This window comes from Paenibacillus sp. FSL F4-0243, assembly GCF_037963295.1.
In the GTDB taxonomy this organism is placed as follows: domain Bacteria; phylum Bacillota; class Bacilli; order Paenibacillales; family Paenibacillaceae; genus Paenibacillus_AQ.
This window is the reverse complement of sequence record NZ_CP150151.1, coordinates 6,193,575-6,220,438: the sequence shown is the minus strand read 5'-3', so window position 1 is coordinate 6,220,438 and position 26,864 is coordinate 6,193,575. Positions and strand designations below refer to the sequence as shown.

The window sequence follows — 26,864 nt, the reverse complement described above, 5'->3', positions numbered from 1 at the left end:
TATGTTTTTAGCCTAAAAGATGCATTGACCCGGAAAAGGTTGGAGCCTATAATCATAAACAGGGAAAATTCATTAGATATGGAGCTATCTGTAACCTGAGGATTTCTCAATAGTTCTATTTGTAAACGCATACAATGAGGTTTTTCCATATTTTCTAAGAAGGAGGAGATTGGATAAGTTAGATTGTTTCTTTTTTTCTCATTTTTGCAAACGTTTGCACAACGTAATTTGCACTTAAAATTAATGAGGAGGTTATTTAATTGGTACGAAAACAATCTAGGCGGTTTGTTTCTTGGTTGATCATTTTTTCGCTAATCTTTAGTTTATTCGGTTTATCGGGCGGGGCTTCAGCCAGCAACACTGATTATACAGTCTCCTATACGAACACCACAGCATCTTCTGTGACACTGCATTGGACTACGAATAATTGGACGAATACTACGGACACAGTCATGTCTAAAAGCGGGACCACGTTTACGGCCAACCTCAATGTGCAGGAGGGCGCAACACTCATTTATTGTTATCACATCACAGCCCCGACGGATAGCTGGGACAGCAACGGAGGGAAGAACTGGACGGTAGTTATTCCGGTTGCTGGGAAGTATGAAGCTGAGAGCGCAGCCTTGTCAGGTGGCGCAAAAATAAATACGAATCACAGCGGTTATACCGGTACTGGTTTTGTTGATGGGTACACTACCACAGGAGCAACTACCACCTTCAATGTTCAATCTTCCGCTGCAGGCGCCTATAATGCCACGCTTCGCTATGCCAATGCGACTGGCAGTGCCAAGCAAGTTTCCATTTATGTGAATGGAGCAAAGGTAAAGCAGTCCACTTTAGCGAATTTGGCAAACTGGGATACATGGAGTGACCAAACAGAAACGCTCTTATTACAGGCAGGAAATAATACGATCGCTTACAAATATGACTCGAATGATACTGGGAATATCAATATCGACTATCTAACTCTTTCAGCCACAGCAACGCCAACGCCTACCGCAACACCAACGCCAACAGTGACTCCTACGCCAACACCAACCGTAACACCAACGCCAACAGTGACGCCTACACAAACACCAACCGTAACGCAAACACCAACAGTGACTCCTACACCAATACCAACCGTAACACCAATACCAACGCCAACTTCGGCTGGCTTAACGGTTCATTTTAAGAAACCAGCAAACTGGAGCTCAACGATCCGAATCCATTACTGGAATCTGAGTCCGACAACGGTTCCAACAAGCGGAGCTTGGCCAGGAATTCTGATGAAATCGGACGGAAGCGACTGGTACAGCTATACTATTGCCAACGCCACCGGCACAAGCCTTATCTTTAATGATGGAAACGGCAAACAGACGGCCGATTTGTCCCGCAGTGTAAAAGAGGGCTGGTATTCCGCAGATAATGTGTGGTATGACGCTAATCCAGAAATTCCGAAGATCCCCGTGATTTCAGTCTCTCCTACGCCGAAGACATATGATTCTACCCAAACTGTGAAGCTCTCCAGTATCAATACTGGCGATAAAATCTACTATACGACAGACGGGTCGACACCAACGACATCTTCTACCTTATACACGGCTCCAATCCAAGTAGTTTCTACTACGACTATCAAGGCTTTTGGTGTTAACTCCTTAGGTCAAGCAGGCAGTGTAGGCACTTTTGCTTATGTCATTGACCTAAATCTCGACCTGCAAGCCCCAACGATAACCGCAAATTTACCTGTTGGGAATTCAAGCTCTGCGGTCACCGTCTCTTTTAATATAAAAGATAACAAAGCAGCAACGACCACCGCATATTACACAGATAATGGGACGGAACCAACTACCAGTTCAAATCTCTATATCTCGGGCAATGCTTTAACTGCTCTGGCTGGACCGTCCATTCTTATTAATAAGACGACGACACTGAAATTCCTGGTGGTTGATGGTGCCGGAAATGAAACGAAACAGAGCTTTGTCTATACGATTGGAAATAAAGGCGATTTCCGCGAAGACACCATTTATTTCGTAATTACTTCACGATTCTATGATGGTGATCCGAGTAACAATGTACATTCATGGGAGGATGCTAAAGCAGGGAATCCGGATTCAGACCCAGCTTGGAGAGGTGACTTTAAGGGACTGATTCAAAAGCTCGATTACATCAAAGCGCTCGGATTCAGTGCTATTTGGATTACGCCAGTGGTGCAGAATGCCAGCGGGTATGATTATCATGGCTACCATGCGATTAACTTTTCCAAAGTAGATCCAAGATATGAGTCAGCGGGAGCCTCTTATCAGGAATTGATTAATGCAGCTCATGCCAAAGGGATAAAGGTTATTCAGGATGTTGTTGTGAATCATACTGGTAATTTTGGGGAAGAGAATCTGTTGCCTATGTTCAAAAAAGATCCGACTGCAGCGGACACCGTAAATAACATGCTTAAAATTACGGATAAACTGCCAGCTAACTATGATACGATGACCCCTGATCAGCAATATCAGGCCAGACTCGCAATCATGAAAAATGCGGAAACCAACAATAACATGTATCATACCGAAAAAAGTCTTTCCTGGGAATCTTACACCGTACAGACAGGACAGATTGCAGGAGACGCTGTGGACTTGAATACGGAAAATCCTGTAGTGAATCAGTATCTAATTGACAGCTATAATCAGTATATTGATATGGGTGTTGATGCTTTCCGGGTCGATACTGTGAAGCATGTAAGTCGGTATATTTTTAACAAATACTTTGTTCCTGCTTGGAAAACAAGAGGGGGCTCAAACTTCTTTGTCTTTGGTGAAGTGGCTACTCGGTACAGAGATGTATGGAATAGTGGAATTCCGGCAATATCGACTCCATTCTATACATGGAAAAGCTCGAAAGCCTATCCGGGTGATGGACAAAATGACTACGCTTCCAACAAGCTGTCAGTGGAACAAGAGTGGGCAGATAACTCTACTACAGCAGGGCAGCCAACCTCGAACAATGCTTTTTTAATAGGCAATAATTATCACGCGCCTGACTATTCGATGAAATCGGGTATGGATGTTATTGATTTCCCGATGCATTGGGCATTCAAGACTGCACAGGAAGCATTCAGTATGAAGAGCGGTGATCAATATTATAACGATGCTACTTGGAATGTAACTTATGTTGACTCTCATGACTATGCACCTGACCAAGCCCCAGAGAATCAACGATTTGCAGGGACACAAGACACTTGGGCTGAGAATCTCTCGCTGATGTTCACCTTCAGGGGAATACCTGCAATCTATTATGGTTCTGAAATTGAGTTTAAAAAAGGATCAGTCATCGATGTAGGCCCAAATGCACCACTTAGCTCAACAGGGCGTGCTTACTTTGGAGATCAAATTGAAGGTAGCGTTACTGTTCAGGACTACGGTAAGTATACAAATGCTACTGGCACACTTGCCGATTCATTAAACTATCCTTTGGCAAAACATATTAGACAACTCAATTTAATCAGAAGAGCAGTTCCAGCCTTGCAAAAAGGCCAGTATTCCACAGAAAATGTATCCGGTGATTTGGCATTTAAAAGAAGATATACCGATAGCGCGAAAGGCATCGATAGCTTTGCGTTAGTTACGATCTCAGGAAATGCAACATTTACCGGAATTCCGAATGGAACTTACGTGGATGCAGTGACTGGCGATACCAAAAACGTTACTAACGGTACAATCACTCTGGTATGCTCTGGAAAAGGAAACGCTAGAGTGTATGTATTGAACGGTAGCGGTGGAATTGGAGTAACCGGAACCTACCTGAAGTAGTATAAAATCTTTTAGTAAAAAGAGAAGAAGCAACCTCAGTTCGGATTGTTCACCGATCTAAGGTTGCTTCTTCATATACAACTTAATCATTTAATCCTTTTCCATCCAGAATTTGCGGCATCCATTTTTCAACCCTAGATACTCGAGTTTTGGATTGCTTGGGTTCAGAAAAATGATGAAGGTATGCTCTTTGCCGACCGGGCGTCAAGGCTTCAAAAGCATTTTTCAAGGCAGGTATTTCATCAAGTTTAGTTTGAAATTCATCAGGAATGATGAAATCTGTATTCTTTTTAAATTCCACTTCCAAACCAGCTTTTTCAACCTCGATGGCTTCATAAATATATTCTTTTATGATGCTTTCTTTTTCAAGGATTTCTTGAACATTGGTGAACCGGATCTGGCGTGCAGCTTGTACATTCTCCGTTTGTTGAATCAGAATCCCATGGGTATCCTTTAATAAGACACCTTTATGAAACAGCAGTGCAATATATTCTTTAAATCCATGGATTAAGACTATGTTTTTGTTCTCAAACGTGTAACAAGGATGCATCCATTTAAAGTCTTCGGTCAGCTCACAGTCAAGAACGATATTTCTCAACGTCTCGTATTCTTCCTGCCACTGTTTTACTTTCCTTAGAAATCCGTCCACCTTAGGATTCGTTTTACTATTAGTCATTAAGGAACACCCTTCTTCCTCGTAATCATATTAAGATTTTTACTTGCTTAGCTTGTCCCTTTTGTGGCTGATCTAATTGCATAGTTTGCATACAGACACTAGTAAAGCTAACATAATATTAGATGTCTCTTATGGAAATGGCTAGTAAAACTTATGTTAGCGAGGTATTTATGAATACAATTACCGTAGATTTAGTTGCAAGATTAATTAATGAACAATTTCCCGCGTGGTCCGATTTAGAGATTAGACCAGTAAAATTCAGCGGGAATGATAATCGAACGTTTCATTTAGGTGAGCATATGAGCGTGAGGTTGCCAAGTGCAGCAGCTTATGCTCCACAAGTAGAGAAAGAGCAACGATGGTTGCCCATATTAAGTAAAGAACTCACGTTACCTATTCAAATACCATTAGCCAAAGGGAAGTCTAACGAAGAATATCCATTGCCGTGGTCTATCAATAAGTGGGTAGAGGGTGAGACATTAACGTACCAAAATATTAAGGATCTTAACCAGTTTGCAAGAGATTTGGGAGCATTTTTAATAGAATTACAATCTATTGATGCTAGTGGGGGACCTTTAGCAGGAGAACATAATTTCTATAGAGGTGGATCTTTAGCTGTATATGATGAAGAGTCTAGACATGCGATTGAGCATAATAAAGATATTTTTAATGAAGATCTATTGAGAGAAATCTGGGAATTAGCATTAGATTCTAAATGGAATTCCAAGCCGGTTTGGGTTCATGGAGATATTGCGCCAGGGAATTTACTAGTCAAAGATGGAAAGCTGTGTGCAGTCATTGATTTCGGAATCTTGGGTGTAGGCGATCCTGCTTGTGATGCGGCAATGGCATGGACCTTTTTTAATGGGGATAGTAGAAAGGTATTCAAGGATATATTACAGATGGATGAGGAGACTTGGAATAGAGCAAGAGGATGGGCTTTATGGAAAGCGTTAATCACATATAATGGAAATCGATATTCTAACCCAAAGGTAGCGAGAGAATCTTTAAATATTATCAATCTAATAGCAGATGACTTTGAATTGTAGAAATTGCCCTACATAAAACATGTAAACTAACCCATACTAGTTCATAAGTATGATAATTTATGAACATTTAGCGACTGACAACGATTATCATATTAGAATTATTATAAATAACTTGACAGGCCTTAATTTGGTTAATTATAATAATTACAAATAGTATTCAGATATGTGATGTTTGCAGATTTGAATATTGTATCCACAAAAAATAAAACTTAAAGGAGATTTAAATAATATGTCACTTATCGGAACAGAAGTCCTACCATTCAAAGCAAGCGCATTTCAAGATGGGAAATTCATCGATGTATCAGAAGAAAACTTTAAAGGTAAATGGAGTGTAGTTTGCTTCTACCCAGCTGACTTTACATTCGTATGCCCAACTGAACTTGAAGATCTGCAAAACCAATATGAAACCCTGAAACAACTGGGTGTTGAAGTTTATTCCGTTTCCACAGATACTCACTTTACACATAAAGCATGGCATGAAAGCTCTGCAGCTATTGGCAAGGTAAAATACATTATGATCGGCGATCCTTCTCATGTGATTTCCCGTAACTTTGATGTTCTGATCGAAGCTGACGGTCTTGCTGATCGTGGTACATTCATCATTGATCCAGACGGTATTATCCAAACCGTTGAAATTAATGCTGGTGGTATTGGTCGCGATGCTAGTGCACTTGTTAACAAAATCAAAGCCGCACAATATGTACGCAATCATCCAGGTGAAGTTTGCCCAGCGAAATGGTCCGAAGGTGCAGAAACTCTTAAACCAAGTCTCGATCTTGTAGGTAAGATTTAAGGAGCGAAAGCTAAATGAAATTAGATCAAGAAATAAAAGCTCAACTAGCTCAATACCTAGAACTCTTGGAAGGCGACGTAGTACTGAAAATCAGTGCAGGCTCTGACGAAGCATCTCAAGAGATGGAAGCGCTGGTTGATGAAATTGCCAAAATGTCAGCTAGGATAACGGTAGAAAAAACCGAACTGCCTAGAACCCCAAGCTTTAGCGTAAATCGTGTGGGTGAAGATACGGGCGTAACCTTTGCTGGAACTCCGCTAGGACATGAGTTTACTTCATTAGTGTTGGCTCTATTGCAAGTTAGCGGAAGAGCGCCTAAGGTTGAGCAAAGTGTTATTGATCAGATCAAAAGCATTAATGGCGAATATAAGTTTGAAACTTATGTCAGCCTAAGCTGTCACAATTGCCCTGATGTTGTACAAGCACTGAACCTAATGAGTATCTTCAATCCTGGGATTACCCATACGATGATTGACGGCGGAGTGTTCAAAGAAGAGGTAGAACGCAAAGAAATTATGTCTGTTCCAAGCGTTTACCTTAACGGTGAATTTTTCGAAAGTGGTCGTATGACGGTTGAAGAAATTCTAGCTAAAATGGGTAGTACTGTAGACGCATCAGAGTTTGACAATAAAGCTCCATATGATGTACTTGTTGTTGGCGGTGGCCCAGCAGGTGCAAGTGCAGCAATTTACGCAGCGCGTAAAGGAATTCGCACAGGGATTGTCGCTGAACGCTTAGGCGGACAGGTTAACGACACACTTGGCATTGAGAATTTTATCAGTGTAAATTACATTGAAGGTCCTCAGCTAGTGGCTAAACTCGAAGAGCAAGTGAAAGAGTATGGCATTGATGTGATGAAGTTACAACGTGCCACACGTTTAGATAAGAATGATTTAATTGAAGTTGAACTCGAGAACGGTGCTGTTCTAAAGAGTAAGACGGTCATTTTGTCGACAGGTGCTCGTTGGCGCAATATGGGTGTGCCTGGTGAAGCTGAATTCAAGAATAAAGGCGTAGCCTACTGCCCACACTGTGATGGTCCTTTGTTTGCAGGCAAAGATGTTGCCGTTGTCGGCGGCGGTAATTCAGGGATTGAGGCAGCAATTGATCTAGCGGGTATAGTGAAGCATGTAACGGTTCTGGAATTTGCTCCAGAGCTCAAAGCAGATGCTGTACTGCAAGATCGTCTCTACAGCCTACCTAACGTTACTGTGCTTAAGAACGTGCAAACGAAAGAAATTACCGGAACTGATAAGGTAGATGGTATTTCTTATATCGACCGTGCGACAGAAGAAACTCACCATATTGAATTACAGGGTGTGTTTGTACAGATCGGTTTGGTTCCGAACACAGATTGGTTAGGTGACATGGTTGAACGTACTCGCGTTGGCGAGATCGTTGTAGATAGCCATGGTGCCACAAATGTACCAGGAGTATTTGCTGCTGGCGATTGCACTAATAGTGCTTATAAACAAATCATCATTTCGATGGGATCCGGTGCAACTGCAGCTTTAGGTGCATTTGATTATCTGATCCGCAACTAATCGATACTGTTAATTAAAGCAAGTAACCCAAAGCCCTCACTTTTCACAAGGTGGGGGCTTTTTTGTATGCTATCCGTATGTTATGAGCGAAAAAAGGGGGATTTGTAAACTTTTTTGGAGGATTTTATGAGAATTTCTCGAATACATATTTCAAATATGAATTAAGCAAAATTGAGAATTTAGCACGGTTGGAAAAACCTTTTTCTGGATAATTTAAATATTACCGAAGGACAGCTTTTAAACAAAGAAGAACCGCTTTACATAGCTATACGAGAGAATCAAGCATTAAAGTCCGATGTTCCGGCCAACTTCTATGGATTCGAGTTTACGGGTACAGCGACACCTCTTCATGATCAAAACGGTCAGGTCATTGGCGGGATTGCAGTTCAGATTCGTAGACAAAGTGAATTAAAGGCTACTTATTCAATCCCAATAAGCTGGTAGAGATGTGGAGAATACTAAGAGGTCCTATCGATTATTAAAAAGCTTGCTGACCAAACGAATTTACTCGGGCTGAATGCAGCCATAGAAGCGGCTCATGCAGGTGAGAAGGGAAGAGGTTTTGAAGTCGTAGCTAAGGAAATTCGGAAATTTTCACGGGAAACCGTTTCTTCAACTCAAAACATAAATGAAACCATGTTACAGATTTAGGGGATTACGAACCAAATGGCTAATTCGATAGAGAAGATAGCGGCTATCGGACAAGAACAGGCTGGATCTGTTCAGCATACTTCTGTATTTATTGAGAAAATAAAAATAATGTCCCAAAAGCTTAACGAGTTTGCGAATAAATTGTAGCAAGAGAATCAGTTCTTTTTTTGTTGAAACAAAAGAATATTTTAAACGTATATTTAAATTCATGAATGGTATAGTAAGATAGTAGTTGAGTAACAAACTTAGGAGGAATAAATTATGTCAACGCCGCACAATGCAGCACAAAATGGTGAAATCGCCAAAACAGTATTAATGCCAGGAGATCCGTTAAGAGCGAAGTATATCGCAGAAACCTATTTGGAGAACCCAACCCAATTTAATACGGTACGGAATATGTTTGGATATACAGGCACTTACAAAGGTAAAGAAGTGTCAGTAATGGGTTCGGGAATGGGAATGCCAAGTATCGGTATTTATTCTTATGAACTATACAAAAATTATGGTGTGGAAAACATCATTCGCATCGGTAGTGCAGGTGCCTACACAGATAAATTGAATTTATTTGATGTGGTACTGGCGGATAGTGCGTGGAGTGAATCTACATACGCCTATGTGCAAAGTGGTGTAGAAGGAGACGTACAGCTGCCAAGTAAAGAATTGAACGAAGTCATTGAAGAAGCGGCTAAACGTATTAACAAGCCACTTTTGACTGCAAGAATTCATTCAAGCGATGTATTCTATCATGAAGATAACGTGCCAGGCCACAATGAATTTTACAATGAACATGGCTGTGTATGTGTAGAAATGGAGAGCTATGCATTGTTCCATAATGCGAAAGTATTAGGTAAACAAGCAGCATGTATTCTTACTATTTCAGATTCGTTAGTTACTCATGCAGTAACCACGGCAGAAGAAAGACAAAATTCTTTCAACAGCATGATGGAAGTTGCATTAGAAGCAGCGATTTCTCTTTAAGATTAAGAAGTGGAAGATAAACTAAAACATCTTTATACAGAAATTGTATAGAGGTGTTTTTTTTGTGTTTTCAAGACTAAAGAGGATATACCCTTAGGTTCGTTATTGACAAGAAGAAAAATCCAGATCATAATAACATATGAGCACTTGTTCATATGTTATTATGATCTGGAGCTTTTGAATACCACTGCGCGCGCATACTAATACTATCTTGCTAAAGGTAAATAGGAGGTAAATCATGGAGGACAAGAAGAATAATCACAATCATCAGATTGAGCATGTAGACGGGCAACACTCCGATCACGATCACAGCGATCACAATCACTCCCATGCAGGACATGATCATTCCCATGGGCCTCACGGTCATCATCATTTTGATCCTAGCGGAAACAAAAAAGGACTAATGATTGCATTAATAATTACAGTAGGAATTATGTTTTTGGAGTTTTTTGGCGGACTGGTCACTAACAGCTTAGCGCTGCTATCGGACAGTGGGCATATGCTAAACGATGCAAGCTCCTTAGCATTAAGCCTAGTAGCGGTCTGGTTTGCAACTAAACCTGCATCTCCCAATAAAACATATGGATTTCATCGGTTTGAAATTCTAGCGGCACTATTGAATGGGGTCACCTTATTTGTAGTTGCTGGGTTTATCATCGTGGAGGCTTATGGCCGATTCTTCGAGCCGCCTACGGTTGCAAGTGGTTCTATGATGCTGATCGCATGTATAGGTCTTTTAGCCAATGTTGCTAGTGCTTGGTCTCTTATGAGAAAAGGAGATGTAAAGAATAACATTAACCTTCGCAGCGCTTATCTTCATGTGCTTGGCGATGCTTTAGGCTCGGTAGGGGCTATTATTGCAGGTTTAGTTATGATGATTTTTGGCTGGTATATTGCTGACCCGATTATAAGCGTACTAGTTGCTCTATTAATTCTTAGAGGTGCTTGGGGAATCATCAAACATACCGTTCATGTTCTTATGGAAGGTACACCGATTACAGTGAATCCATCTGAGGTGAAGGCAGTTCTTGAGAATATCGAGGGCGTTATAAATGTTCATGATCTTCATATTTGGACAATTACCTCGGGTCTTGATTCACTAAGCTGCCATCTCTTAATCAAAGATCAGGAAGATGATCAACGTATTTTGCAGCAAGCCATTCAGTTAATAGCGGAACGCTTCAAAATCCAGCATACTACTATTCAAATTGAGACATCGGTGATATCCCATGAAGTGATGAAAGTCTAATTATATTTTATATTTTGAATAGATTAGGGGGGCTATAGTATAATAAAACTATATGGAAAGGAGTGATTGGTGCATGGAAGATCATACGCACGAGCACGAATCATGTAGCACGGGTGAACGAAAAAGTCATCACTCTGAGAAGACTAAAAAGAACCTGGTTAGCCGACTCAATAGAATTGAAGGACAAGTAAGAGGGCTAAAGGGATTAATTGAGAAGGACACCTATTGTGATGATGTGCTGCATCAAATCTCTTCGGTCCAATCTGCTTTGAACGGCGTAGGAAAGCTTTTGTTAGAACATCATATGAAGAGCTGTGTCGTAGAACGAATTCAAGATGGTGAAAATGAAGTGTTAGATGAGTTATTAATTACCATCAATAAATTAATCAAATAATTGATAATAGAAAGGATTCGTTGGAATCCTTTTTTTATTTAGATTCATGTATAGTATAGGGGGGTATACTAATGTTGTTAGAAAATATAATGAAGGAGGACGACCCATATGAACGTAGAGGTATTTACAACACCGACTTGTGAGGATTGCAGAAATTTTAAAAAGTTCTTGAATGAGCATCATATTCCATTTACTGAATTTAATATTGCAGATCATCCTGACCATGCAGATACGTTATTTAATCGAACGGGAAAAAGATTGGTTCCTACCATTTTCATTAACAATCAGGTGTTTTTCGGATTTGTGTTCAATCGTCAAGAAATTGAGAAACAGCTGCATGTCTAATGTTCAGTTCGGACAATTTCTCTGAGCATGATAAGTTAGCTCACGATTGGGTATATATAGAGTAGGGGACTATACTAAATTACATCTTGAGAGGAGCTTTTATGATGTCACATCAAAACTACAAAGCGTGTATTGAAGAATGTTTAAAATGTATGGTGGCTTGTAATCACTGTTACTCATCTTGCTTGGAGGAAGATCATGTTGGAATGATGAAGGAATGCATTCGCCTGGATCGTGAATGTGCGGAAATATGCGGATTCACTGCACATGCCCTGTCGATGAACAGTAAATATGCCAAGGCCTTATGTTTAGCTTGTGCAGAGGCTTGTGAAGCCTGCGGCAACGAATGTAAAAAGCATGACCATGATCATTGCCAGCAATGTGCAGAAGCATGTTTTGCCTGTGCGAAAATCTGCCGTGAAATGGCCGCTTAACTCAGTAGGACTCTCTTCAGAGAGGACGGATTCATGAAGGAGTTTTCTCAGAAACAGGATTTCTGTTACTGAGAAAACTCCTTTTTAAGTATTTAGAGTATAGCTTGTCGCTTGACATAATATAGGGTAGGGGGGTATACTAACATCAAGAAGAGGATGATGCAAACAATGGAAATCATCACAAAAGTGGAAGAGGTGTTTATATAATGACTACTGCTGCGGCGGGACAATCGCAAACTTCATTACAAATCACAGGGATGACTTGTGCTGCTTGTGCGAACCGCATTGAAAAAGGCTTGAATAAACTAGAAGGTGTAAGTGAAGCCAACGTAAACTTTGCAATGGAAAGGGCTACAGTGACTTATGATCCAAACATAGTGGACGTTAGTAAGATGGAAGCAAGTATTCAGAAGCTTGGGTACAGCACAGCTAAAGAAGCTGTAGATTTACAGCTTGTAGGTATGACATGCGCTGCTTGTGCATTGAAAATTGAGAAGACTCTGAATAAGCTACCTGGCGTAAGCACTGCCAGTGTGAACTTTGCGATGGAAACAGCACATGTCGAATATAATCCCGTTGAAGTTTCTGTACCTGACATGCAGAAGCGGGTGGAGAAGCTTGGATACAAGGCTGTTCCCAAACAAGAGCAAGGTGACCCAGCGGAACAGCGACAACAAGATTTATCCAAGCAAAAGCGTAAGCTGCTGATCTCCGCGATTCTATCGTTTCCACTGCTGTGGGCGATGGTGAGCCACTTTTCCTTCACTTCGTGGATATGGCTGCCTGATCTTTTTATGAATCCATGGTTCCAATTGATTTTGGCAACGCCGGTTCAATTTTATATCGGAAAACAATTTTACATCGGTGCTTATAAAGCGCTACGTAACGGCAGTGCGAACATGGATGTTCTAGTTTCACTCGGGACCTCGGCGGCGTTTTTTTACAGCCTGTACTTAACAATCGTTTGGGCTGTCAATGGTGGGAGCGCGCATCATGGACCAGAAATGTATTATGAAACAAGTGCAGTATTGATTACGCTGGTTCTAATGGGTAAATTGTTCGAATCCTTGGCAAAAGGACGGACATCAGAAGCTATTAAATCCTTGATGGGCTTGCAGGCCAAGACAGCTTTAGTTGTCCGCGACGGTGAAGAATTAAGCATTCCTGTAGAGGAAGTTATTACTGGTGATATAGTACTTGTTCGTCCAGGGAATAAAGTACCTGTGGATGGTGAAGTTCTGGAAGGGATCTCTTCGGTAGATGAATCCATGCTGACCGGAGAAAGCCTCCCTGTTGAAAAGAAAGCCGGAGATTCCGTCATTGGAGCGACGATTAATAAAAACGGCATGCTTCGAATTAAGGCAACAAAAGTAGGTAAGGAAACTGCTCTTGCGCAGATCATCAAAGTGGTAGAAGAAGCGCAAGGCTCGAAAGCTCCGATTCAACGGGTCGCTGATGTCATCTCCGGTATCTTCGTTCCAATCGTTGTTGGGATTGCCGTTATTGCATTCTTAGTGTGGTACTTTATCGTAACACCGGGTGATTTTGCAGGAGCTTTGGAAAAAGCAATCGCCATTCTGGTTATCGCTTGCCCTTGTGCTTTGGGTCTGGCTACGCCAACCTCCATTATGGCTGGTTCCGGACGTGCAGCTGAACTGGGAATCCTGTTCAAAGGCGGGGAGCATTTAGAGCAAACACATAAAATTGATACGATTATCTTGGATAAAACAGGTACAGTAACAAAGGGCAAACCTGAGCTTACCGATATTTTGGTCGAAGGCAACGAGACAGAATTTCTTAGACTGGTGGGTGCAGCTGAGAAGAATTCAGAGCATCCACTTGCAGAAGCTATTGTCGCAGGCATCTTGGAAAGAAATATTGAATTGCCAGGGACAGAATCTTTTGAAGCCATACCGGGTTTTGGAATCAAGGCTGTCGTGGAAGGCAAAGAGCTGTTAATTGGTACTCGGCGTCTCATGGACAAATACGGTGTAGAGGCAAGTCATGCTTATAACATCATGTCTACTTTAGAAGAATCCGGTAAAACAGCAATGCTTGTGGCTATAAATAAAGGGTACGTGGGTATGGTAGCTGTTGCGGACACCATTAAAGAAACCTCTCAGGCTGCTGTCAGTCGCTTGAAAGGAATGGGAATCCAGGTCATCATGATTACCGGAGATAACGAACGTACGGCAAAGGCGATCGCAGCTCAAGTTGGCATTGACCATGTACGCGCTGAAGTGCTTCCAGAAGGAAAAGCGGAGGAAGTGAAAAAATTACAAGCGCAAGGCAAGATAGTAGCCATGGTTGGCGATGGTATTAATGATGCTCCAGCTCTCGCAACTGCAGATATTGGGATGGCCATTGGTACCGGTACGGACGTGGCTATGGAAGCTGCGGATGTTACTTTAATGCGAGGCGATCTATCCAGTATTCCCGACGCTATCTACATGAGTCGTAAAACAATGACTAATATTAAACAAAATCTATTCTGGGCACTTGGCTACAACTCACTTGGCATTCCGATTGCAGCACTTGGTTTCTTGGCTCCGTGGGTAGCGGGTGCGGCAATGGCTCTCAGTTCGGTTTCCGTTGTTCTTAATGCACTTCGTCTGCAACGTGTGAAGATCCGTAACTAAATCACTAGAGGAATGAGGACGGAGATAAGGATATGGGAGAGATCACAAAAATCGCAGTTGCACCTCCAATTCAAGTGGGGGGAAGCCTGTTTACACCAGAGCAGCTTGCTACAATAGGAGCAATTCTAGGAACGAATGCAAAAATTGAAATGACATCTTTTAAACAGCTTTATTTGGAGGTGCCTCTGGAACAACGTGAAGTGATTGTGGAGCAACTTGAGCGTATAGGATTAGAAGTATATTCAGCGGGTTTTGTCACGAAAAGCCTGATTGCTTGTAATTTTTGTAAAGGGGCTGAGGAAGCAGGTCTGGCAGTTGCACAGAAATTAAATCAGTCCATCGCAGGGATTGAAACACCTATGCCACTGAAGATTGGTTATGCGGGCTGTGCACTCGGAACCAGCGAGCCTCTGTTGAAAGACATTAGCGTTGTGAAAATGCGTAATACCTATGAGATTTTTGTGGGTGGAGAACCAAAAGGGCTTAAGACTTCAATCGCTCAATCCCTTAGATCAGGGCTAAGTGAAGATCAACTTATTCCAGTGATTCTGTCATTGATTAACTACTATAAGGCCAACGCCAAAGGGAAAGAGAAATTCAGAAAGTTCATTGACCGGGTGACGATAGAATTGCTGCAACAAGTTGTTGCTGTGTAGGATAAGGTTTTAATTTTAAGAGGGGCTTCCTTTATAGGAGCTCCTCTTTTTAGTGTGATCTAAGAATAATGCTACGAAATGCAAAGTTTGTAAAATTAATAAACTATTTAAGTAAATAAAGTGTTAAAATTTATAAAAATAATACCTTTATTATCAAGATAAATAGATGCCATAGGGGATGGCATGGAAGATGCGATGATCATTATATAAACAGAATGAGAGGGAAGTTGACCAAATTATGATCAATCTTAGTTCAGAGCGACAACAGCAAGTTAGCTATATTGGGATTACTGAGGCTGATTTAAATGTATTGAAAAGTAAGGAGAAAGAATTCAAGCAAATCGTAAGCTCCCTTGTAGATGAATTGTATAAGCAGATGATAGAGGAACCTGAGCTACTCCACATCATTGAACAGCACAGTACGCTTGATCGATTGAAGGAAACGCAGCAGTGGTATTTTTTATCCATGGCATCGGGTGTGATTGATGAAGCATTTATTGAAAGACGACTGCTTATAGGTAAAATTCACTCGCGTATTGGTCTGACAACAAATTGGTATTTGGGCACTTACATATTATATTTGGATCTCGCTACAGCTTATTTTGAACGGATATTACCGACTGATTGGAAACCCGTCATTCATGCATTAACCAAGATGTTTAATCTGGATTCACAGTTGGTTCTGGAAGCCTACGAAGTCGATGAAAAAGCAAAAATAGAAAATTTATTAGAAAAGCAAAACCACTTGCTTACAGGTGTTAGTTCTGCGGTTCAAGAATTAGTATCCTTAATGGTTCAACTGAAAGATAGCAGTGAATCCATCGAGGAATTAGCTAGTAAGAATGCTGATTATCAAGAGAAAACACATCAAACTGTGTTATATCTTGACAAAGAGGTAGAGTCTATTCATCAAGTGGGTACAATGATTAGGGAGGTTGCTGATCATACGCATCTTTTGGGCTTAAACGCAGCCATTGAAGCGGCAAGAGCAGGGGAGTACGGTAGAGGCTTTGAAGTCGTCGCGAATGAAGTACGCAAGTTAGCTCGTCGCTCTAAAGATTCAATCGGAACGATTGATGAGAAGCTGAATAATATCAACTCCACACTGTCCAAGGTGAAAAAAGAATCGGAACACAATTCCATGTATTCTAGAGATCAGGTGAAGGGCTCTCAAGAACTGGCCTCCTTCGTGAATCTGATTGAAAAAGTGACCGTCGAGTTAGAAAACTTGAAATAATCAAGCATGTCCTCATATTGCGGATCGAATGTTATGTATTCATTTCTGGTACAAGGAGCGATGAGTGTGCCTGTAGATCATCATGAACAAGATGCAGAAAATTCATCTAGAAAGATTGTGGCAGGTTTATTTATGTCGCTGGATGGAGTGGTAAACTCGCTTGAAGCCTCACCTAAGAAGTGGGGGAGTAATGAAATGAATGAGACGATTGCTGCGGGTGTTGCACAGGCGGATACTGTATTGCTTGGAACACGTACTTACAAGATGTTAGCCCAGTTCTGGCAGCATCAGAGTGACGATCTACCCATGGCAAGATTCCTGAACCATTCTGACAAATATCTGGTCTCCAGTACGATTACGGAGGACATGCTCGAATGGCAACCTGCGAGCCTGATCAAGGGCAAGCTCTTCGAGGAAATAATGAAGCTAAAGCAACAGCCTGGAAAGAACATTCAGATCCCTGGTAGTCCGAAATTAGTCAGATCCCTATTACAAAATGGATTGTTAGATGAGCTTAGGCTTAATATCTGCCCCGTAGTCGTTGGCTCTGGCATGCGTCTTTTTGACGAGATCACGAATCAAGTCCCACTTCATCTTGTGGACTCAAAAGCTTACAGTAACGGTGTAGTAGGCTTAACGTATCGCATATAATCTTTGAAATGAAACACTCCTTCAGAATATTCTGAGGAGTGTTTTTTTGTTTAACAGTGCGGTTTAGACGTCGGTTTTGGAAACACCGTTTAAGCTGGGAACATAATCGGCAGCTTTATCGATGTTTACCATCTGAGCCGCTTCATTAAAGTTATTGTTATTCTGTGCATTGTTTTTCTTACTTGGTTGATGTTTGCCTGGTTCACCTTTGGGACTGGCGTTATTTTTTGGCATGACATTCACCTCCATATTCTCCCCATAGTATGAGAAGGTAGTTTGAATTTTATGCCAGACCTTGACAGGGGGGGCTTCGATTGCATTAGAACGTTGGCAGATGCCAATGGCTGCTTTCGGTGCTTCTACCGCTTAGACCCCTTCCTCTAGGGATGCTGGGGCATCCCTTTTTTTGCTGGTCACAAGCTTAAAATTTGCGGTTTTTACCACAATGATTTTCGGTGTAAAGCTATAAATAATAAGATACACTTTATTCCAGTGATGCATATTACGTGGAAGGAGCTTTGCAAAATGAATAGTAACTTTATGTTAAGCATTATGCTGGGTGTCGCTGCAATTATTGTGCTGAGAAGACTAATGTCGGAACATAGGCCTATGGGAAAAAGAGCGTTTAGGATTATGCTGCCGATTCTATTCTTAAGCCCTGGCCTACTGCTGCTGCTAAACGGTCAGGTACATCTTCAACAGAATGAAACACTGCTGGCTATACTTGTAGGATTAGCTTTCTCGGTTCCGCTGATTATTACAACGGCTTATGAGAAAAGGGATGGCCGAATTTACACCAAGAGGAACATAGGTTTTCTCTACTTTTTCGTAGGGATCTTGATCTTGCGTGTTATTCTCAGAAGTTATCTTCTCCAGATTGAACCGCAAAATATGGCTGTGCTGCTGTTTATCGTCGCGTCGTCCTACATCATTCCATGGAGACTAGCCAGTTATCTGAAGTTTAAAAAGATGATTAAATCAGACGTTTCGATGGAATAACGATACTTGTTTTAACAAAGGATCCGCGGGTAGAATGCGGGTCTTTTCTTATGGGCAACTGGACCACGCAACTGGACAATTTATGAACCAACATAATTGCGGTACTTGGCTCGTAAAAGCGCAAAAGGTTTGTGGTTAAACCAGGGGTGGTTTTCGGTGAAAGGTCTGATAGGCTGTTGTAAGATTGACTTAAGAAAGAAACAAACTCGGCTATAGGATGATTTTCAGAAAAGGATGTGAGTGATATGGAATTGCACGCTTTACACATAGAAGGTGGCATTCCGGAACAGCAATATCTACATCTTTTGCTTTCAATTGATGCTGGTATGCGCAAACGGATTTCTAGCTTCTATAGAAGGGAAGATGCGGAGCGTTCGCTTGCAGGTATTTTCCTTGCCAAAACAGTGATTGCCGACAGAATTGGACAGCCGGTTAGACGCATCCAGTTCCAGGAAAGCCCTTATGGTAAGCCAGAGGTTAGCGGACTGAACATTCATTTTAACATTAGTCACTCCGGTGATTGGGTCACATGTGCTCTCGACGAGCAGCCGATTGGAACGGATATTGAACAATGTCATTCCTTACCTCCCGCTATTGGAGATCTATGCTTCACGGAAGAAGAGAAAGTTTATCTGGCAGCAGATTCGCATGAATATCCTAATCGCTTCTACGAGCTATGGACCTTGAAGGAGAGCTATATCAAGGCTTTGGGGAAGGGGATGTCGATCCCTTTACAATCCTTTTCTATTCAAAAAAGTCAGGAAGAAAGCAGGTTCAAATGTTACATACAGAATCATTTACTGGAAGATTGGGCTTTTGAGACCTTTAATGACATAACTGGTTATCAATGTGCTGTTTGCTGCCATCCCAAGAGCATACCAGGGCAGTTGAAGTTGTGGAGTTTAAATGATTTTTACTATCCTAAATTGGAGTTGGCGTAATGATGAATCATATAAAAGTGTTCTGTATTCCATACGCGGGCGGTTCTGCAGTCACTTATGAACGCTGGAAGAAGCGGATACCGGATAAGAATGATATGGATTTTATTCCGCTGGAACTAGCCGGAAGAGGTCGCAAGTCGAATCTTCCTTTTTATGAAAATATGGAAGAAGCCGTTGAAGATTTGTATCAGAGTATCAGCTCTGAGTTGTATGAGCCCTATGCGATATTTGGGCATAGTATGGGCAGTCTGATCGCGTTTGAATTATGTCACAAGCTGCAAGAGAAGGGGCTGCCGGGGCCGGAGCATATTTTTTTCTCAGGTAGAAGATCTCCTTTTATCCCCTCGCCTAATCATAACTTTCATATGCTATCTGATGAGGAGTTTGTACAGGAAGTGCTCAACTACGGGGGGACCACTAGACAGGCGTTGGAGCATACAGAGCTTCGCGAGTTATTTCTCCCGATTCTACGAGCCGATTTTAAATTAGTCGAGACGTATCAACCTAGATTAGACCGACCCAAATTTTCAGCCAACATCAGTGCATTCGGAGGAAAAAGGGATGTCCAGGTTACACTTGAAGACCTTCAATCCTGGGGGGAGACGACTACGGGACAGTGCCGCACCAGTATTTTTCCGGGTAATCATTTCTTTATTAACGAATCGTTGGATGACGTCATTATGAAAATTTATATCGCCTTATATTTGGAGAGGATCTTCCGGGTTGCTATACCTGGGAAATAAAGGAGGTTTCAATTTCAATGTCGACAACACCCATTAATCAATTGTCCAAATCCTCTGATCCGGTATGGCTTGAACGGTATGAGGATGAGAATATGAAGCTAGATCTCTCATGGGGAAGTCCACTAAACAGCCAAGCAGTTAAGAATGAGGATTCTCTGGGCTATGTGGATTTCACATTTTCAAGTCGAACATTTACCGCTTTCCGTAAGTTGGCACATACACACGGTTTTTCGATATATTCAGGGATAATGACCCTGTATGCGATGGTGTTATATCGGTATACTGGCGAGAAGAATTTCCTTATTAATTACGAATGCTCCACCGGTCATCATGAGATACAGCCGATCCCATGCACGGTAGATTCGGGACAATCTTTTATAGAAGCCTGGGAACAAACTGAGAATCATGCGAGGGAGAATCCGCGGTATGCTGCTGAAGCTTTTATGGAGCGGACTGCGGAATGGATAAGAGAAACACGGTCGAACAGCTATGCTATAGGTCATTCTGCAATCTATGAGAGCAGGACATTATGTACATTCACTCCTTATGATCTGGCGCTGAATATCGTTGTAGGTGATAATGATCTATCGCTGCGCTTGATTTATAGCAAGACAGCCCTCCGCAGCGCTTCTATCCGCAGCCTGTCCCGTCATCTAAGCAGAATGGCGACTAATGCCATCCGGCAGCCATTTACCCCTATTGCTTCTATTGAAATGCTCTCCACCTTAGAAAAACGCCGCATTCTGATCGACTTCAATGCAACGGACACCCTTCTTCCAGTACAACAATCGATTCATGAGCTGTTTGAAGAGCAGGTCAAACTTGCAGCAGAACATCCGGCAATTGTTCACGAAGGCGGTCAAATTTCTTATCGTGATCTAGATGAACAAGCGAACCGATGGGCGAATTTTCTGGCAAGTGAGAAGCAGACGGGACGGGTGACCCGGATTGGCTTATTGATGGAGAGTAGTTCTGAGCACATAATTGCTTCCCTAGCGGTCCTTAAGAGCGGAGGTGCTTTTGTACCGATTCACGTTGGCTTACCTCAAGATCGAATCACTGATATCATCGAGAGTTCAGGGATTGAAACTCTACTGTCCTGTCAAAAACATGCATTAATGTGTGAGCAGCAGGCAGCGGTGACTGACCTGAAGAGCTGTGTATACTTCGATACTGGTAAACAAATGATTCGTACCGACAAAGGATTGGAGCTTGTAACGATATCATGGGAGAACATCAGCAGCAAGAAGCCGGAGCATGTGGGAAAGCTTGAGGATTTGGCTTATATTATTTTCACTTCGGGAACAACCGGTAAACCCAAAGGTGTAATGATTGAACACCGAGGGTTGGTTAATCTGGCAACGATGTATGCCTCTGAGTTCCCTCTGGATGTGCCCAAACGTGTAGTACAGTTCGCTAATGTATCGTTTGACGCATCTATTTGGGAATGGTTGCAGGCACTGACGTCGGGAGGAACACTTTATATCCCACCCCGGGACATCATCTATAATTTCATTCAATTTGAACGATATTTAAATGATTATGAAGTAAATACTGCAACACTTCCACCTGCTTATGCAGCATCCCTGCATCCTGAACGCATACATACGTTAAGACATCTTTTTGTAGTTGGCTCGGCTTCTACACCTGCTTTATTGGAACAGTGGGGGGAGCAAGTTCAATATATAAATGGCTATGGACCCACCGAATCATCTATCTGTGCAACCTATTGGAAGAAGCCGAAAGAGCTTGCGGCAAGCAAGCTCAAAGCGGTTCCTATCGGAAAACCGATCGCTAATTTCCAACTCTATATTATCGATCCTGATCAGAATCCACAGCCTATTGGCATTGCAGGGGAGCTGTGTATAGGAGGCATTGGATTAACTCGCGGTTACTTGAATTTGCCGGAAGTCACCAGAGAAAAATTGGTTCCACATCCTTTTCAATCTGGCGAGTGGATTTATAAGACAGGTGACCTTGCCAAATGGCTTCCTGACGGAAATGTAGAATATATCGGACGCATTGATCATCAGGTGAAGATTAGAGGTATCCGGATTGAGACCGAGGAGATTGAAACTGTGCTGCTGCAACATCCAGCTGTTAAGAATGCAGCCGTCCTCGATAAGAATAACGAAGTGGGTCAGAAATATCTTGCTGCATACTTAGTACTCGAAAGTAAAATTTCTACCTCTGAATTACAACAATATGTACTGAGTAAGCTTCCAGATTATATGCTCCCCCAGCAGTTCATCCAAGTGGATTCGTCATTCCCCTTAAATGCTAGTGGGAAGATTGATCGGAAGAGGCTTATTCTTATAACAACTGAAATAAATGATAATAATCTATATATAGCTCCATCAAAACCACTAGAATTTGAGTTAACACTATTATGGCAGCAGGTGCTTAGAACAGATCGGATAGGCGTACAGGATGATTTTCTCCTATTAGGTGGCCATTCGTTGAAGGCTGCGGAGATCATAAGCGCTATTCAAGAGCATTATGAGATTCGCATCACCTTGGCTGACCTGCTCCGCTTAAAGAATATTCGTGCTTTGGCATCTTTTATCGAGCAGAGCGACAAGACGATATCCACATCGATGGATAAGGTAGCTGAGCAAGCCTCTTATCCTGCTTCTTCAGCGCAGCAGAGGATTTATACACTCTCACAGGCTCACCCAGAGAGTACTCCTTACAACTTGCCAATGGCTATTGAGATCCATGGAGAGCTGGATTTAAGCAGACTCGAGATGGCTTTAAATGAGCTGATCCGCTGCCATGAGTCGCTCCGCACCTCTTTTAGCCTGGAGGAAGACGGTCTTCGGCAGAATGTGCATGAACAAGCAGTATTGAGTCTTAAGATCGCTGACACTCAACAATCTGCCGAGGAGACGATACAAGCTTTTATCGCTCCTTTTGATCTGCACCATGCTCCATTATTTCGGGCTTTATGGAAGGGGCTTGGACCCTCACGCGGGCTTCTATTAATGGATATTCATCATTCAGTCTGCGACGGGATATCCACCGGACTTCTACTGAGACAACTTAATGCTATATACAATGGAGAGTTGGTCGCGACTCCTGCAAGAATACAGTATAAGGATTGCTCAAACTGGTTAGAGAAACAGCGGTGTATGGAGGACGGCAGAAGAGCAGAACAGTATTGGCTGAAATTATTCGAAGGGGAGCTGCCGATTCTGCAATTGCCCATCGATTACTCAGAAAGACCTTATTCCCAAACCGCAGGAGACCATTTGACACTACCCTTAACCCGAAAATTAGCTGACAAGGTGAAGGAAGCGGCAGGCCGCAGCGGAACAACACCCTATATGGTAATGTTAGGGGCCTTTCAGCTCTTATTATCCAGATACAGCGGTCAAGAGGACATGATCGTCGGTACGGTAAACAACGGAAGAAGTCATTCGGAGATGTCATCCGTTGTAGGAATGTTTGTGAATACCTTACCCTTACGGCTACGCCAGTACGGTACACAAACGGGAAGAGAACTTCTGGAAGCAGTCAAGCAACAGGTACTGGCGGCTTCTGAACATAGCTTGTATCCCTTTGAGAAGCTGGTTGGGCAGCTAGAGTTCTCTCGCAGCCATGAACGGAATCCATTATTTGATATTTTGTTTTCGATGGAGAATCTGGAACTGCCAGACTTGCGTCTTGGAAGTGCCCAAGGCATTCCTTATTCATTCCAAGACCCTGTATCCCGGTTTAAGTTAGCTCTGATCGTAACGGAGCAAGGCAAAGAGCTCTCTTTGAAATGGGAGTACCTCACCTCCGCGTTCAGACAAGAGACGGTGGAGCGAATGAACGAGCATTACTTACAGCTATTGGAACAGCTGGTGACCAGACTGGATGACTCTATTTCAGAGTTCGAGATGATTACTATACCGGAGAGGGAGCAGCTTCTGAGCATCTTCAATACTGAATCCGTAGCGTTTCCTGAAGAAATAACAGCTTATGAATGGTTTATGTGCCAATCGGGGAAAACCCCGGAGCAGACCGCTGTGATCTGCGGCACGGAACGTTTGACATACCGAGAGCTAAATGAACAATCCAATCGCTTGGCAAGGGCACTAATAAGCAAAGGTCTGGGAAAAGACAGCATTGCCGCTGTGATGTCCCGTCCATCAGTGCATATGATTGCAGCAATCCTAGCCATTCTGAAGAGTGGAGCAGCTTATCTTCCTATTGATCCTGATTATCCAGCGGAGCGCATTTCTTATATGCTTCACAATAGTGGTGCAGAGATCCTGTTGACACAAAGCCAATTCCCAGCTACAGATGATTATGCTATAGAAATGCTGGATATAGATCATATGGAATGGTGTCTGGATTACGGAGCCGAGGATTTGGAATCCTTGAGCGGACCGGATGATCTGGCTTATATCATCTATACCTCCGGGTCTACAGGGATGCCTAAAGGGGTTATGATAGAGCATCGCTCACTGGTCCAATTATGTCATTGGCATCACCGGGCTTTTGCACTAAATGAGCAGGACCGGACGACTCAGTTTGCCGGATTTGGATTCGATGCAGCGGCATGGGAGATCTTCCCCTCCCTTTTATGCGGAGCCGAGCTTCACCTCGTTCAGGAGAATCTTCGCAAAGATGTCCATCGATTAAATGAATATATGAATTTAAATGGAATTACGGTTAGTTTCCTGCCTACGCCGATCTGCGAGCCTTTTATGTCGCTTCAGAATCAATCCCTACGCTTACTACTAACTGGAGGAGATACTCTGAAGTCGTTTATTCCGCAACGTTATAAACTAGTTAACAATTACGGTCCAACAGAGCATACGGTTGTAGCCACTAGCTTTCAGGTAGAGGAGAGCAGCGGGAAGATCCCTATCGGTAAGCCCATTGATAATACCTCCATTTACATCATAGATCCTTATTTCAGATTACAGCCGGTAGGCGTGGAAGGTGAAATTGCTATCGCGGGTACAGGAATCGCTAGAGGTTATTTGCATAATGAAATGTTAACTAACCAGAAGTTTGTGGACGATCCTTTTCATCCCGGTAGAAAAATGTATCTAACCGGAGATCGGGGCCGTTGGCTGACAGATGGCAATGTTGAATATAAAGGGCGGTTAGACGATCAAATCAAAGTTCGTGGCTATCGGATTGAGCTTGGTGAGATTGAGGCGAAGCTGCTGCTTAACCCTGAGATTAGAGAAGCTGTGGTGATCAGTAAGAAGGGAAATAACGGGGGCAACGAATTATATGGATATTGTATCCCAGTTCACCCTGGTGTCGTTGAAGAATCGATCAGGGAGCAGTTAAGAGAACAATTGCCTGAATATATGGTTCCTGCACAGCTTGTCTTATTGGAGAGCTTACCGCTTACTCCTAACGGGAAAATAGACAAAAAGCAGCTTGCACAAAAGGTGACGGAAAAAGCTACGAATATGATTAAGTTACCACCTACGAATACCATGGAACGGATTCTGGTCGAAGTATGGAAAGATGTACTCGATGAGACTGCGGGGATAGAAGATCACTTCTATAGCTTGGGTGGAGATTCGATCAAAGCCATTCAGGTGGCCTCTCGTTTACACAAATATGGCTTGCAACTGGAAGTGAAGCACATTCTTCAGCAAAATACGATTCGCCGAATCGCACCGTTCGTGAGGACCAAATCTGTGCGGGGAGGAGATAAGGTGAAACTGGAGTCGGCTGTGCTAACACCAATCCAGAACTGGCTGTTTCAGAATCCAGAAAGGGTACGCCATCATTTCAACCAATCCGTGCTTCTCTTCCATCAAGAAGGCTTTAGCCCTGAATGCGTTGAACGGAGTTTTGATCTTCTGTCCAGTGTACATGAGGGTCTGCGAACCAAATTCAGAAGAACCACAGAAGGGCAGTTTGAGTTTGAGGCTATAATCCAAGATTCTATCATCGAAGGTGGATTTTCAGTAAATGTGTATGACATACGAGAAGAAGAACATCCCGAACAGAGGATGAGCGAAGAGGCGGATACGCTTCAAGCGGGATTAAATATAGAACATGGGCCACTTGTAAAGCTAGGGATATTCAGAAGAACTGAGGGTGATTACCTTCTAATTGCTATTCATCACCTTATAGTAGATGGGGTGTCATGGAGAATCCTTCTTGAGGATTTCAGAAATATCTATACTCAGTTAATAACGGCAGAGCATGATACGAAAATTCAGCTTCCAGAATCGACTGATTCATTCTTCTATTGGGCGGAACAAATGAATCAGTACAATCAAAGCAAAGAGCTGCTTAAGGAGCTTGATTTCTGGAATAGAATCACCACCTGGGAAGAAGAACCGCTGTATCCTGGTCTAACCTCCACCCATTTGGTTAACCAATCCAGCAGTGTTACCTTGCTATTTACCCGTGAACAGACGGAGGCGTTGCTGAAGGATACCCATCTCAGTTATAACACGGAAATTAACGATTTACTGCTGTGTGCAGTGAGCTTAGCGGTTAAAGATTGGATTGGACGCCGGGCCATCAAAATTACAATAGAAAGTCATGGACGCGAAGAATTGTTTGTTGATACGGATGTGACTAGAACAGTAGGATGGTTTACCTCTGTGTATCCATTGCTGCTGGAGCTTATCGATCCCGATGACATTGGAGACTCCATCAGACGAACTAAAGAAACGCTGAGGGCCGTGCCACATAATGGTATCGGATACGGTGTATTGAAATACTTGAGCACAGAGCATAGACAAGGACTTGGTGAGATATCGCCGCCAGTGATTAGCTTTAACTTTATGGGGCAAATGGATAACGAAAATGAGTTATTCAGTGTATCGAATCTCTATAGAGGACAGGAAGTGCACCCGGAATTTAACCATAATCATGCGATAGCCTTGGAAGGTGTAATCAGCGGCGGCTGCCTTGAAATGGTCTGTCACTATAATAGGGAAACCTTAGAACCAGCTGTAATACAAGCATTCGCTGAGGCCTACAGACGTAGCTTACTGGCAATCATTGAGCATTGTCAGAACCGGAGAGAAGGGGAATTGACGCCGAGTGATTGCTCATCTGGTCAAATTGATTTTGAACTGCTTGGCGAGATCTTTGAATCCATCGGCAATTAAAAACGAATGTTTAGG

General features: G+C 42.5%; 20 protein-coding genes. 18 read left to right on the top strand and 2 right to left on the bottom strand.

Annotated elements, in window-relative coordinates; translation table 11 throughout:
• The first annotated feature begins 260 nt into the window (after positions 1 to 260).
• Positions 261 to 3,782, top strand: coding sequence for an alpha-amylase family glycosyl hydrolase (locus NSS87_RS27495; RefSeq protein WP_339243575.1), 3,522 nt, complete (start codon positions 261 to 263; stop codon positions 3,780 to 3,782).
• An 82-nt stretch (positions 3,783 to 3,864) separates the two neighbouring features.
• Here NSS87_RS27495 and NSS87_RS27490 read toward each other — a convergent pair whose 3' ends face one another.
• The gene (locus NSS87_RS27490; protein WP_042192026.1) at positions 3,865 to 4,458 is read right to left on the bottom strand and encodes a YdeI family protein; all 594 of its coding nucleotides are present in this window, start codon (positions 4,456 to 4,458) and stop codon (positions 3,865 to 3,867) included.
• Between the two features lie 170 nt (positions 4,459 to 4,628).
• On the opposite strand from NSS87_RS27490, the gene NSS87_RS27485 reads away from it, so the two are divergent.
• The 13 genes from NSS87_RS27485 (at position 4,629) to NSS87_RS27425 (ending at position 17,078) form a co-directional block, all read left to right on the top strand.
• Positions 4,629 to 5,507, top strand: a complete 879-nt coding sequence (locus NSS87_RS27485) for an aminoglycoside phosphotransferase family protein (protein WP_339243573.1) — start codon at positions 4,629 to 4,631, stop codon at positions 5,505 to 5,507.
• Positions 5,508 to 5,736: 229 nt separating this feature from the next.
• On the top strand, positions 5,737 to 6,300 hold the full coding sequence (gene ahpC, locus NSS87_RS27480) for an alkyl hydroperoxide reductase subunit C (RefSeq protein WP_042192019.1): 564 nt from the start codon (positions 5,737 to 5,739) through the stop codon (positions 6,298 to 6,300).
• A 14-nt stretch (positions 6,301 to 6,314) separates the two neighbouring features.
• A complete protein-coding gene (gene ahpF / locus NSS87_RS27475) occupies positions 6,315 to 7,844 on the top strand; it encodes an alkyl hydroperoxide reductase subunit F (protein ID WP_042192017.1) in 1,530 nt (509 codons plus the stop codon).
• Positions 7,845 to 8,510: 666 nt separating this feature from the next.
• Positions 8,511 to 8,642: a hypothetical protein gene (locus NSS87_RS27470; RefSeq protein ID WP_339243571.1), complete on the top strand. Its 132-nt coding sequence runs from the start codon at positions 8,511 to 8,513 to the stop codon at positions 8,640 to 8,642.
• Positions 8,643 to 8,756: 114 nt separating this feature from the next.
• A complete protein-coding gene (deoD, locus tag NSS87_RS27465; protein WP_149644832.1) occupies positions 8,757 to 9,473 on the top strand; it encodes a purine-nucleoside phosphorylase in 717 nt (238 codons plus the stop codon).
• Between the two features lie 238 nt (positions 9,474 to 9,711).
• Entirely contained in the window at positions 9,712 to 10,722 is a 1,011-nt protein-coding gene (locus NSS87_RS27460) for a cation diffusion facilitator family transporter (protein WP_339243570.1), read from the top strand.
• Between the two features lie 73 nt (positions 10,723 to 10,795).
• A complete protein-coding gene (locus NSS87_RS27455; protein WP_042131123.1) occupies positions 10,796 to 11,116 on the top strand; it encodes a metal-sensitive transcriptional regulator in 321 nt (106 codons plus the stop codon).
• Between the two features lie 108 nt (positions 11,117 to 11,224).
• A complete protein-coding gene (locus NSS87_RS27450; RefSeq protein WP_042192013.1) occupies positions 11,225 to 11,461 on the top strand; it encodes a glutaredoxin family protein in 237 nt (78 codons plus the stop codon).
• A 104-nt stretch (positions 11,462 to 11,565) separates the two neighbouring features.
• Positions 11,566 to 11,895 carry a four-helix bundle copper-binding protein gene (locus NSS87_RS27445; protein ID WP_042192011.1) on the top strand — a complete coding sequence of 110 codons (330 nt, stop codon included), beginning with the start codon at positions 11,566 to 11,568 and terminating at the stop codon, positions 11,893 to 11,895.
• Positions 11,896 to 12,101: 206 nt separating this feature from the next.
• On the top strand, positions 12,102 to 14,534 hold the full coding sequence (locus NSS87_RS27440; RefSeq protein ID WP_339243567.1) for a heavy metal translocating P-type ATPase: 2,433 nt from the start codon (positions 12,102 to 12,104) through the stop codon (positions 14,532 to 14,534).
• A gap of 32 nt (positions 14,535 to 14,566) precedes the next feature.
• On the top strand, positions 14,567 to 15,190 hold the full coding sequence (locus tag NSS87_RS27435; protein WP_042192007.1) for a nitrite reductase: 624 nt from the start codon (positions 14,567 to 14,569) through the stop codon (positions 15,188 to 15,190).
• A gap of 238 nt (positions 15,191 to 15,428) precedes the next feature.
• Positions 15,429 to 16,427, top strand: coding sequence for a globin-coupled sensor protein (locus tag NSS87_RS27430; protein WP_042192005.1), 999 nt, complete (start codon positions 15,429 to 15,431; stop codon positions 16,425 to 16,427).
• Positions 16,428 to 16,460: 33 nt separating this feature from the next.
• A complete protein-coding gene (locus tag NSS87_RS27425; RefSeq protein WP_339243566.1) occupies positions 16,461 to 17,078 on the top strand; it encodes a dihydrofolate reductase family protein in 618 nt (205 codons plus the stop codon).
• A gap of 63 nt (positions 17,079 to 17,141) precedes the next feature.
• Here NSS87_RS27425 and NSS87_RS27420 read toward each other — a convergent pair whose 3' ends face one another.
• Positions 17,142 to 17,312 carry a hypothetical protein gene (locus NSS87_RS27420; RefSeq protein WP_156113190.1) on the bottom strand — a complete coding sequence of 57 codons (171 nt, stop codon included), beginning with the start codon at positions 17,310 to 17,312 and terminating at the stop codon, positions 17,142 to 17,144.
• A 291-nt stretch (positions 17,313 to 17,603) separates the two neighbouring features.
• Between NSS87_RS27420 and NSS87_RS27415 the strand changes: the two genes are divergently transcribed.
• From NSS87_RS27415 to NSS87_RS27400, 4 genes are all read left to right on the top strand, one after another.
• Positions 17,604 to 18,077 carry a CcdC protein domain-containing protein gene (locus NSS87_RS27415; RefSeq protein WP_042192000.1) on the top strand — a complete coding sequence of 158 codons (474 nt, stop codon included), beginning with the start codon at positions 17,604 to 17,606 and terminating at the stop codon, positions 18,075 to 18,077.
• Positions 18,078 to 18,322: 245 nt separating this feature from the next.
• Positions 18,323 to 19,018, top strand: coding sequence for a 4'-phosphopantetheinyl transferase superfamily protein (locus NSS87_RS27410; RefSeq protein WP_339243564.1), 696 nt, complete (start codon positions 18,323 to 18,325; stop codon positions 19,016 to 19,018).
• A complete protein-coding gene (locus NSS87_RS27405) occupies positions 19,018 to 19,761 on the top strand; it encodes a thioesterase domain-containing protein (protein ID WP_052404434.1) in 744 nt (247 codons plus the stop codon). The genes NSS87_RS27410 and NSS87_RS27405 overlap by 1 nt, the downstream gene beginning before the upstream one ends.
• A gap of 17 nt (positions 19,762 to 19,778) precedes the next feature.
• Positions 19,779 to 26,849 carry an amino acid adenylation domain-containing protein gene (locus NSS87_RS27400; protein ID WP_339243561.1) on the top strand — a complete coding sequence of 2,357 codons (7,071 nt, stop codon included), beginning with the start codon at positions 19,779 to 19,781 and terminating at the stop codon, positions 26,847 to 26,849.
• Positions 26,850 to 26,864 lie beyond the last annotated feature (15 nt).